General features: G+C 73.3%; 11 protein-coding genes and 1 riboswitch. Of the genes, 2 read left to right on the forward strand and 9 right to left on the reverse strand.

Annotated features, from left to right (window positions below; all coding sequences use genetic code 11):
• Window positions 1-107: 107 nt before the first annotated feature.
• The 3 genes from prcA to ACWEF2_RS30960 form a co-directional block, all read right to left on the reverse strand.
• Window positions 108-902 carry a proteasome subunit alpha gene (gene prcA, locus ACWEF2_RS30950; protein WP_453819811.1) on the reverse strand — a complete coding sequence of 265 codons (795 nt, stop codon included), beginning with the start codon at window positions 900-902 and terminating at the stop codon, window positions 108-110.
• Between the two features lie 25 nt (window positions 903-927).
• Window positions 928-1,776 (reverse strand): proteasome subunit beta, encoded by an 849-nt coding sequence (prcB, locus tag ACWEF2_RS30955; RefSeq protein ID WP_453819812.1) that lies wholly within the window; start codon window positions 1,774-1,776, stop codon window positions 928-930.
• Window positions 1,777-2,211: 435 nt separating this feature from the next.
• Entirely contained in the window at window positions 2,212-2,421 is a 210-nt protein-coding gene (locus tag ACWEF2_RS30960) for a ubiquitin-like protein Pup (RefSeq protein WP_355599175.1), read from the reverse strand.
• A 342-nt stretch (window positions 2,422-2,763) separates the two neighbouring features.
• Here ACWEF2_RS30960 and ACWEF2_RS30965 point away from each other — a divergent pair, with 342 nt between their 5' ends.
• Window positions 2,764-3,558 (forward strand): serine/threonine-protein kinase, encoded by a 795-nt coding sequence (locus ACWEF2_RS30965; protein ID WP_355599174.1) that lies wholly within the window; start codon window positions 2,764-2,766, stop codon window positions 3,556-3,558.
• Between the two features lie 128 nt (window positions 3,559-3,686).
• Window positions 3,687-4,565, forward strand: coding sequence for a serine/threonine-protein kinase (locus ACWEF2_RS30970; protein ID WP_453819813.1), 879 nt, complete (start codon window positions 3,687-3,689; stop codon window positions 4,563-4,565).
• A gap of 111 nt (window positions 4,566-4,676) precedes the next feature.
• Here ACWEF2_RS30970 and ACWEF2_RS30975 read toward each other — a convergent pair whose 3' ends face one another.
• From ACWEF2_RS30975 to ACWEF2_RS31000, 6 genes are read right to left on the reverse strand one after another with little or no spacing between them, the layout of a single operon-like run.
• Window positions 4,677-6,014: a cobyrinate a,c-diamide synthase gene (locus ACWEF2_RS30975; RefSeq protein ID WP_453819814.1), complete on the reverse strand. Its 1,338-nt coding sequence runs from the start codon at window positions 6,012-6,014 to the stop codon at window positions 4,677-4,679.
• Complete coding sequence (gene cobO, locus ACWEF2_RS30980) at window positions 6,008-6,610, reverse strand: cob(I)yrinic acid a,c-diamide adenosyltransferase (RefSeq protein WP_355599171.1); 603 nt, start codon at window positions 6,608-6,610, stop codon at window positions 6,008-6,010. Before cobO ends, ACWEF2_RS30975 begins: the two co-directional genes overlap by 7 nt.
• A 19-nt stretch (window positions 6,611-6,629) precedes the next feature.
• The gene (locus ACWEF2_RS30985; protein WP_453819815.1) at window positions 6,630-8,813 is read right to left on the reverse strand and encodes a putative cobaltochelatase; all 2,184 of its coding nucleotides are present in this window, start codon (window positions 8,811-8,813) and stop codon (window positions 6,630-6,632) included.
• Entirely contained in the window at window positions 8,810-9,376 is a 567-nt protein-coding gene (locus ACWEF2_RS30990) for a histidine phosphatase family protein (protein WP_453819816.1), read from the reverse strand. The genes ACWEF2_RS30985 and ACWEF2_RS30990 overlap by 4 nt, the downstream gene beginning before the upstream one ends.
• Window positions 9,373-10,116, reverse strand: a complete 744-nt coding sequence (locus tag ACWEF2_RS30995) for a CbtA family protein (RefSeq protein ID WP_453819817.1) — start codon at window positions 10,114-10,116, stop codon at window positions 9,373-9,375. The genes ACWEF2_RS30990 and ACWEF2_RS30995 overlap by 4 nt, the downstream gene beginning before the upstream one ends.
• Before the next feature lie 7 nt (window positions 10,117-10,123).
• Window positions 10,124-10,318 carry a CbtB domain-containing protein gene (locus tag ACWEF2_RS31000; protein ID WP_355599167.1) on the reverse strand — a complete coding sequence of 65 codons (195 nt, stop codon included), beginning with the start codon at window positions 10,316-10,318 and terminating at the stop codon, window positions 10,124-10,126.
• Between the two features lie 30 nt (window positions 10,319-10,348).
• A riboswitch (cobalamin riboswitch) is annotated at window positions 10,349-10,468 on the reverse strand.
• Window positions 10,469-10,602 lie beyond the last annotated feature (134 nt).

A 10,602-nucleotide genomic window follows, 5' to 3' on the forward strand; every position in this document is an offset into this window, starting at 1 on the left:
TGCACATCGTAGACCGGAAGGGCCAGGTCACGGGCCACCTTGCGGATCACCGCAGGCGAGCCGACCCGGCGACGGGTCCTGGTGTGCGGCGCCCGGCGCCGATGTGATCAGCCGTTGGAGCCGGTGTCGATCTCACCTTCGGGCGCGGTCGGCGGCAGGTCGGAGGTCTCCGGCGCTTTGGGGGCCTTGGGCTCCGGGGTCTCCCGGAGAGGCGTTCCGGCGCCCCCCGCCAGCAGACGCTCCAGCTTGGGCCCGTGGAGCCGCATGAACTTGCGGTGCGGCCGGTTGCGGTCGAGCACCGCCACCTCAAGCTGGTCGGCCGGGGAGCGCTCGCCGCCGGGCTCGGTGAGCGCGAACAGCGCCGCCTCCAGCGCCTCGGCCAGCGGCAGGCCGTCGCGGTAGCGCTCCTTGAGCCGGCCGGCGACCGCCTCGGCCTGACCGCCCATCGCCACCAGGCCGGTCTCGTCGAAGACGGAGCCGTCGAAGGTGAGACGGTAGATGTGGTCCTCGTCGGCGGAGTCGCCGACCTCCGCGACCACGATCTCGACCTCGAACGGCTTCGGCGACTCGGTGAAGATCTGACCGAGGTTCTGCGCGTAGAGGTTGGCCAGGCCGCGCGCGGTGACATCGTCCCTGGCGTAGTTGTAGCCGTTGATGTCGGCGTAGCGTATGCCACCGAGGCGCAGCGCCTCGAACTCGTTGTAGCGGCCGACCGCGGCGAACCCGATCCGGTCGTAGATCTCGCTGATCTTGTGCAGTGCCCGCGAGGGGTTGGGGGCGACGAACAGGATGCCGTGCTCGTACTGCAGAACGACGACGCTACGGCCCCGCGCGATCCCCTTACGCGCGTAGTCCGCCTTGTCCCGCATCTGCTGCTCGGGCGAGACATATCCAAAAGGCATGGACACCTGGGGTGATCCTCTCGTGTTAGCGCAGCGGGGCGACGGGACCGTCGGGGGAGCTCATCCGCTCGTCGAGGACGGTCTGGACATGGGCGCCCACCTCCTCGTCGGACAGACGGTGGAAGCCGTCGGCGGTGATCTGCGCTACGACGGGCCAGATCTTGCGGGTGATGTCGGGGCCGCCGGTCGCCGAGTCGTCGTCGGCGGCGTCGTAGAGCGCGTGAATGAGTGTCAGCACGACCTCCTCCGACGAGGCGTTCTCCCGGTAGAGCTTCTTCAGGGAGCCTCGCGCGAACAGCGAGCCGGAGCCGATCGAGTGGTAGTTGGACTGCTCGTAGGGGCCGCCGCCGACGTCGTAGCCGAAGATCCGGCCGCCGTCGATCGCCGGGTCATAGGCGGCGAAGATCGGGACCACGACCAGCCCCTGCATCGCCATGCCGAGGTTGCCGCGGATCATGGTGGCCAGCCGGTTGGCCTTGCCGACCACCGAGAGCGTACGGCCCTCCATCTTCTCGTAGTGTTCGAGCTCCACCCGGTAGAGCCGGGCCATCTCGATGCCGGTGCTCGCCGCTCCGGCGATGCCCATGGCCGAGTAGTCGTCGGTGCGGAACACCTTCTCCATGTCCCGCTGCGAGATGATGTTGCCCGAGGTCGCCCTGCGGTCACCGGCTATCACCACACCGCCCGCGCAGGTCGCCGCGACGATCGTGGTGGCGTGTGGAATCCGGTCGCCGACCGGGGCTGCCAGGGTCTCGTTCCGGCCGGGCAGCAAGTCCGGCGCGTAGGAGCCGACGAACTCGGTGAACGAGGAGACGCCGCTGTTCGTGAAGATGTGATTCACCATGCCGGCGGGCAGGTCCCTGTGCGATCCCACGCGACTCCCTCCAAAGGTGCGGTCCTTGATAGGCCCGACCTTACTCATCTTGCCGTGCTGCTTGCACTTCCCTGGATCAGCTCAGCGCGAACCCCCTCCGCCGGGCTCATCGAATCTTTACACCGTGCCCCGTCGCCGCGCCAAGCGCGCGGCGCACCCCCGGCACCGGCCCCGAGAACGGACGCGCGTGCCGTCACATCCTCCGGCCGTGACCTCCGCGCCGAGATCGTCCCCCGTCCGGGCGGACCGGGTCGCGGCGGGTGGTCGGTCCGCCGAGCGGCGCTCCCGTTCACCGCCGGATTCGGCGGCCGTCCGCCGCCACCCGGGGAGCCCGGCCCGGCGGGCCCGGCTGGCCGTGATCGACCGCGGCCGGGAGAGACGCTCGGACCCGCCGCCGGATCCGGCCTGCCCCGACAGTGAATTCGGGCGTATGCCCTACTGTCCGCCCTTTTGCACGTACGACCTGACGAATTCCTCCGCGTTCTCCTCAAGAACCTCGTCGATCTCATCGAGAATCGCGTCGACGTCGTCGGAGAGCTTCTCCTGACGGTCCTGGACGTCGGTGGAGTCCGCGGGAGCGGTCTCCTCCACCTCCCTGTCGGTCCGGCCGGTCTGCCTCTGTCCGCCGGTGTCCTTACTAGCCATCTGGCACCTCCACGTGGGGGACGTCTCCTGCCCCATATCTTCCCCGAACCGGCAGACATTTCGCGTGGATCGTCCTGCGATCTTTGCGGGAGCCCGCCAGAGCCACTCCGGGACCTTCCCACAGACAACCCGCCCGCGCCCTCCGGAGGCAAATCCGGGCGCGCCCGGCACGCCGATCCGGCCGCCGGACGTCGCGATGCGTCCCGGGCGCCGGCCCTTGACGTCGAGCGCCGGATGTCGTCTGATCCTTTTACCGGACAGATATGGACTTATCGGCCCCGTCGGGCAAGTCGGAACCACTTCGAGTAAGCCATCCGGGCGCGAAACTGCGATCATTGACGGGTGAGCACCATCGTCGCCAGCCGCTACAAGCTTCTCTCCCCCGTCGGCCGGGGGGCGACGGGCGTGGTCTGGCGCGCCTACGATCTGTTACTGGAGCGAGAGGTGGCGCTCAAGGAGATCGCCCTGCCGCCGGGCCCGGCCGCCACCGAGCAGCGGCGGCGGGTGGTCCGCGAGGCGCAGATGGCGGCACGGCTGAGCCACCGGGGCATCGTCACGGTGCACAACCTGGCCGAGGAGTCCGAGCGGCTCTGGATCGTCATGGAGTTCCTGGAGGCGCTGACCCTGCACGACACGCTCATGCAGGCGGGTCCGCTCCCGGTGGACCTGGTCGCGGCGATGGGACGCCGCCTGCTGGACGCGCTGCGGCACGCGCACGACGGCGGGGTGATCCACCGGGACATCAAGCCCGCCAACATCATGCTCACCGGCGACCGGGTGGTGCTGGCCGACTTCGGCTTCGCCGCACCCGAGGGGACGGCGGGCACCTCGATGCGCGGGACACCGGCCTTCATCGCACCGGAGACCCTGCACGGCCGGGGCGGGACACGCGAGGCGGACATGTGGTCGTTCGGCGCGACGCTCTACATGGCGGTGGAGGGCAGGACGCCGTTCCGGGTGGTGAACTCGATGTCCGCCCTGGTGGAGGCGTTGCGGGAACCGGCACGCCCGCCGAAACGGGCCGGCGCGCTGGAGCCGGTGCTGCGCGGGCTGCTCCGCAAGGATCCCAGGACCCGGCTGAGCGCCGAGCAGACCTCGGTCATGCTGGCCGAGTTGCGCTGCTTCACCTCCGTCTGATCGCCGCCGCGGGGCCCCTCGCGGCGCAATCGTTATGCGCGCCTACCCAATGTCGCGACATGGCGCACCGCGCCGGTGAAAGCATGAATCCGCCGAGGGCCCGGCTTCTGACGCGCAACGGGTGGTCCATGGAAACGGGAACGGAGACGCCCCGCCTGCTCGGGGGGCGCTATCAGCTGATCTCACCGACCGGGCGAGACAGGGTCGGCACCGTGTGGCGGGCCCACGACTCCCGGCTCCGCCGGAACGTGGCCGTCAGGGAGATCCTGCCGCGGTTCCACGAACACGGCACCGCCCCGGAGGAGGCGCGCCACCGCGCGTTGCGCGAGGTGCGCTCAACCGGGCGGCTGAGCCATCCGGCGGTGGTCTCGGTGCACGACCTGCTGGAGGAGGACGGGCGGCTCTGGATCGTGATGGAGCTGCTGGAGGCCCTGACCCTGCTGGAGACGGTGGGGCACCTGGGACACCTGCCGGTCCACTGGACGGCGTGGATCGGGTTCCAGCTGCTGGCGGGGGTGCGCCACGCGCACGAGGCCGGCGTGCTGCACCGGGACATCAACCCGGGCAACATCCTGCTGACCGGCGACCGGGTGGTGCTGGCGGACTTCGGCATCGCGGCGCTGCACGGCGCGGCGAGCGCGGCGACGGCCGTGCCGGTCGGCTGCGCGCCGGGTTACCTGGCGCCGGAGCGCCTGCGGGGCATGGCCGCGGCCCCGGCGGCCGACCTGTGGTCGTTCGGGGCGAGCCTGTACTTCGCGGCGGAGGGACGGCCCCCCTACCCGGACTCGAATCCGCTGACGGTCCTGAGCACGGCGTCGGCCGGGAGTCCCGATGCCCCGGTGAAGTCCGGGTCGCTGCTCCCGGTCCTGGAGGGGCTGCTGCGGAGCGATCCGGCGGCCCGCCTCACCGCCGATCAGGCCGCGCGCATGCTGCTGGAGGTGCTCAGGATGGAGGGGGTGACGGTGGCGCCGTCCATGCGGCCACCGGCTGCGCCCTTTACGTTGTAGATCAATATCGTTCTCCGCGCGTACGGCACCGTCGCGGGCCGGACTCCGCATGAGATCCGGCGCCGCGGACGGCCGCCCGAGATCCGTCGGGGCCGCGTGCGGAACACGGGGTCAACCGTTCTCCGCGAGCCCTCGGACCGGCCGGCGGCAGGCCGCCACGAACCGGGTGGCCAGCTGGGGACTGCCGGCCCAGTGCAGGTGCAGGTAGGAGGCGACCACCCGGTCGTCGGCGAACCCGTCCGCGCCGCCGCGCCAGCGGAACAGGGGCCGGTCCGGCACGGGCTCGACGGCCGTGCGGTGGAACTCATGGCCTCGATACCGCTCACCGTTCCTGGTCAGCACCGAGTCGCGGACCGCCACCGCGTCACGGTAGCCGAGGGTGAGCGCGCCGGTCATCCGGGCGTCGGCGTCCAGGATCCCGCACATCGGCCTGCCGTCCAGCCGCCTGGCGAGATAGAGCAGGCCCGCGCACTCGGCCGAGATCGGCCCGCCGAACGCGGCGACCTCCTTGCGCAGCGGCTCGTTGGCGGACAGCTCCGCCGCGTAGACCTCGGGGAAACCGCCGCCGACCACCACTCCCCGCGTCCCCTCGGGCAGGGACTCGTCGGCGAGGGGGTCGAAGGTGACCACCTCCGCTCCGGCGGCGGCCAGGAGCTCGGCCTGCTCGGTGTAGCCGAAGGTGAACGCCTGCCCTCCGGCGACCGCGACCCTCGCCGTGACGGGCGCGGCCGGCCCCGGGGACCACGGAACGGCGGGCGGCGGCGGGGCGGTGCGGGCGAGCCGCACGAGCCCCTCCAGGTCGCAGGAGGCGGCGACCAGCGCCGCGACGGCGTCCATGGCCCGGACGGCCTGTGTCCGGCGTTCGGCCGCGGGGACGAGCCCGAGATGCCGGGAGGGTGTGGCGACGGCGTCGCTGCGGTGGATCGCGCCCAGCACCGGGACGCCGCTCTCGGCGAGGGCCTCCCGGCAGATGTCCTCGTGCCGGGAGGAGCCGATCCGGTTGAGGATCACCCCGCCGAACCTGAGCCGGGTGTCGTAGGAGGCGAACCCGTGCACCAGCGCGGCCACCGACCGGCTCTGCCTCGCCGCGTCCACGACCAGGACCACCGGGGCGTCCAGCAGCCTGGCGACGTGCGCGGTGGAGGCGAACTCGCTCGCCGCGGCCCCGTCGTAGAGGCCCATCACCCCCTCGACCACGGCGAGGTCGGCTCCCGCGGCGCCGTGCAGGAAGAGCGGGGCGACGAGCTCCTCCCCCACGAGCCACGGGTCGAGGTTGCGCCCCGGACGGCCGGTGGCCAGGGCGTGGTAGCCCGGATCGATGTAGTCGGGGCCCACCTTGTGCGGCGAGACCGCCAGGCCCCGCCTGGTGAGCGCGGCCATCAGCCCGGTGGCGACGGTGGTCTTCCCCGCCCCGGAGGCGGGGGCCGCGATCACCAGGCGGGCTACCATTCGATGCCCTTCTGGCCTTTCTGCCCGGCGTCCATCGGATGCTTGACCTTGCCCATCTCGGTGACCAGGTCGGCGGCGGCGAGCAGCCGGGGGTCCGCGTCGCGGCCGGTGACGACGACGTGCTGGCTGCCCGGCCGGCCCGTCAGGGTGGCGACCACCTCGTCGACGTCGATCCAGCCCCACTTCATCGGGTAGGTGAACTCGTCGAGCACGTACAGGCGGAACGTCTCGGCCGCGAGATCGCGTTTGATCTGCTCCCAGCCCTCGCGGGCGTCGGCGGCGTGGTCCTCGGCGCTGCCGGGGCGCTGAATCCAGGACCAGCCCTCCCCCATTTTGTGCCAGCTGACCCGGCCGCCCTCGCCGGAATCGCCGAGCACGCGCAGGGCGCGCTCCTCACCGATGCGCCACTTGGCGGACTTGACGAACTGGAACACCCCGATCGGCCAGCCCTGGTTCCAGGCGCGCAGGGCCAGGCCGAAGGCCGCGGTGGACTTGCCCTTGCCCGGGCCGGTGTGCACGATCAGCAGCGGCCGGGTACGGCGCTGCCGGGTGGTCAGGCCGTCCTCGGGCACGCTGACCGGTTTTCCCTGGGGCATCCTTGTCAGCCTCTCACTGTCATGCGGCGGTCCGCCGCTCACGGATCATCCCGGCGAGGCCGGTGAGGTCGTCGAGGCGGACGCTCTCGGCGCCCATCCGCCGTGCCAGGGACCCGGCCAGGCCCAGGCGGACGTGACCGCCCTCGCAGTCCACCACCACCGTGGCCACCCCCGTCAGCAGCCCCGCGGCCCGGTGGGCCTCCTCGACGGTTCCCGAGGTGGCCCGCCCGTCGGTGACCAGGACCAGCAGTGGACGGCGGCCCGGATCGCGCAGGCGCTCGACCCGCAGCACCTCGGCGGCGCGGAGCAGCCCGGCGGCCAGCGGGGTGCGTCCGCCGGTGGGCAGTTCGCGCAGCCTGGCCGCGCCCGCCTCGACGGAGGAGGTGGGCGGCAGGACCAGGTCGGCGCGGGTACCGCGGAAGGTGATCAGCCCGACCTTGTCACGGCGCTGGTAGGCGTCCATGAGCAGGCCGAGCACCGCGCCCTTGACGGCGCGCATGCGCTGCCGGGCGGCCATGGACCCGCTCGCGTCCACCACGAACAGCACCAGGTTGCCCTCCCGGCCCTCCCTGGCCGCCTCCCTGATGTCCTCGCGCCGCAGCAGCAGCCCCGGGCCGCTCCTGCCGCGTCCGGCCTGGTACGGCGCGGCGGCGGCGACGGTCGCCGGCAGATGGAGGGAGGCGGGCCGCCCCGGGGGGATCCGGGCTCCGGTGGTACGGCCGAGGGGCGTCGCGGCCCTTGACCGGCGCCCGGGGGCTCCGGCGCCGACGCCGGGGACGGTGAACAGCCTGGCCCGTCGGGCCGGGTCGGCGTCGAAGGTCCGCTCGCGCCGGGCGGTTCCCGGCTCGGCGCCCGGATCCGCGGAGGATCGGCCGACGGGGGCGGGCTCGCCGGAGCCGGGGTCTGGACCGGGACCGGGATCGACGCCCGGGTCGAGGTCGGCGTCGGCGTCGGCGGACGGGCCGCAGGGGCCGGGCGGGGCGCCGGTCGCGGGGTCCGGGGAGTCCCGGCCGTCGTCACCGGCCCCCTCGCCGTCACCGGCCTCGCCGCCGGGGCCGTCGTTCTCCGAGCCGCCGGGCCCCCCGGGGTCCTCGGGGCCGCCGGAGTCGTCAGGGTCGTCGGGGTCGTCCGGGTCGTCGGGGACCTGGTTGAGGAGGTCCTCCAGCTTGGACTCGTCCAGGCCGGGGGCGTCGAAGGGGTCGCGGCGGCGACGGTGCGGAAGCGCGAGCCTGGCGGCCTCGCGGACGTCGTCGGCGGTGACGGCGGCGCGGCCGTGCCAGGCCGCGTGGGCGATCGCCGCCCGCGCGGTGACCAGGTCGGCCCGGAGCCCGTCCACCTCGAACGCCGCGCAGACCGTGGCGATCCGTCGCAGCGCGGAGTCGGGCAGGACCACGTCCGCCACCCGGGCCCGGGCCTCGGCCACGCGCGCCGCCAGAGCCCGCTCCCGGCCGGCCCACCGGGCGGCGAACTCCGCGGGATCGGCCTCGAACGCCAGGCGGCGCCGTACCACCTCCGCCCGCTGGGACGGCTCCCGCGAGGCCCGGACCTCCACGGTCAGCCCGAACCGGTCGAGCAGCTGCGGCCGGAGCTCCCCCTCCTCCGGGTTCATGGTTCCCACCAGCAGGAAGCGGGCGGCGTGCCGCACCGACACGCCCTCCCGCTCGACGTAGCAGGTGCCGAGCGCGGCGGCGTCGAGCAGCAGGTCCACCAGATGGTCGTGGAGCAGGTTGACCTCGTCCACGTACAGGACGCCCCGGTGGGCGCCGGCCAGGAGGCCGGGCTCGAACGCCTTGACCCCCTCGGTGAGCGCCCGTTCGAGGTCGAGCGAACCGGCCAGGCGGTCCTCCGAGGCCCCCACCGGCAGCTCGACCAGCCGGGCGGGCCGTACGGTGCCGCCCTGGGCCCCCGGGTCCGGGGACACCGCGGGCGTCCCATGCGGCCCGTCGGGGCACTCGGGGTCCGGCGCGGCGGGGTCACAGGAGAAGCGGCAGCCGCGCACCACCTCGACGGGCGGCAGCAGCGCCGCCAGTGCCCGCACGATCGTGGACTTGGCGGTCCCCTTCTCGCCCCGGACCAGAACCCCGCCGACGCCGGGGGACACGGCGTTCAGGACCAGGGCGAGCTTGAGGTCCTCCGATCCCACGATCGCGGTGAAGGGGTAACGCGGATCACGCACCTTGGAGATCTCCTTGGGTGTCGTCATACGGAACAGCTCAGCCGCCAGCGGCCGCCCCGCCCGGTGAGCGCGACCCGGGCCAGCGGCGCGACGTCGACCCGCCAGAAGGCGGGGGCGGGTGCCCCGAGGGCGTGGACGATCGCGGCGCGGATGATCGAGGGGTGGGTGACGGCCACGATCCGGCCCGGAGCGCGGCCGGAGAGCCAGCCGGCGACCCGGCCGAGGAGGTCGACGATCGACTCCCCGCCGTGGGGCGCGGCGGCGGGCTCGGTGAGCCAGGCCGCGAGCGCCTCGGGTTCGGCCGCCTCGACCTCGGCGAGTGTCCGGCCGCCCCACCGGCCGTAGTCGCAGTCGGCGAGCAGCGGATCGGGCAGGGCCCGCAGTCCGAGGGCCTCGGCCGTCTGGACGCAGCGCAGCTCGGCGGCGCGAACCGCCGCGCCGCCCGGCCCGATCGGCGGGGTCAGCCCGGCGGCCCGGCGCAGGCCGGGACCGTCGAGCGGTTCGTCGCCGGGGAACGCGGCCCGTGCCGTCGCCGCCGTTGACGCGTGGGAGACGAGCAGCAGGCGGGTGACCCCCACCGGGGCCGTCACACCGGGCTGCGTCGGCGCGCGGCGAAGGCGAAGAGCGCGCCGACGCCAAGCCAGAACACCGCCTGGGTACCGAGGGAGGCGATACGGAAGTCCCACAGGAGGTCGGCGGGGAAGCCCGGGGGCACCTCGTCGATCTCCGGCAGGAGGATCCAGGCGGCCGCCACCGGCACCAGCAGGGACGCGCCGCCGGCCAGCCAGCGCAGCCACGGCTCGCTCCGGGAGGCGTACCGGTGGGCGGCGGTGCCCGCGCCGACGGCGAGGATCCCGACGACCACCGCGGTCAGGTAGAGCACCGTCCGCTGGTTGATCGTCTCGGGGTCTCCGACGGCAGGCGGGTTGGCGGGATATTTCAGGAAGGGCACCAGGACGATCGCGAGGAACGCCGCCGCCGCGAGGGTGACCGCGAGCACCGGTTCCGATCGGGGGCCGACCCTGCCGCGCACCGCCGCGTAGACGAGGGCGAACAGGCCGCCGACCGCCACGCCGTACAGGCCGAGGGCGAGGAAGAGTCCGAGGCGCTGGCCGTTCCTGCTGACGGGCGCCTCGTCCTCGTCGTGGGAGTGGGCGGGCTGGGCCGCCTCGTGGGAGTGGGCACCGGCGGGGGAGGCCGCCGCGGCCGCCTCCTCCAGCGCGATGGCCCGGTCGATGCGCGGCTCGCCCGCGGTGTAGGCGAAGACGGCCGCGAACAGGCCGGCGAGCAGTCCGACGAGCATGCCCCGGACGATGAGTTTGACGATCACGTGCGGCTCAGTGACACGGGACGCCGAGCAGATGGCGCCCGTCGTGCATGAGTTCGTGCAGGTAGTTACCGGCCTGCGAGACGGCTCCCTGGTCGAAGGCGACCAGGTAGGCGACCAGCAGCAGCACCGGTACGGCGAGCAGCCAGCGGGTGAGTGCCTGCCATGGGATGGGCTGGGCCTGCGGAACCGAGATCTGGCTCACGGCCACCTCCTCCGGGATTGACGCGTCCCTTTTCGTAGGTCGGTGGCGGCCGAGTGACCTGGCTCCCGGTCCCGAAAGGCCCGGTTACAGTGGCGCGACCGCACCGGAATCTCACCGGATTTCCCTCGCACCGCCACAAAACACCCGGAACGTACCCCGGTTTGCCGTCATCCGTCAATCCACACGGCACCCGCGACGGCGGGTGCGAGAACGTCCTGCGCGGTTTGGAGACGGCCCGGGAGCTGGGCCTGTTCACCCTCGCCCTGGTCGGCGGCGACGGCGGC

This window comes from Streptosporangium sp. NPDC004631 (assembly GCF_053601935.1).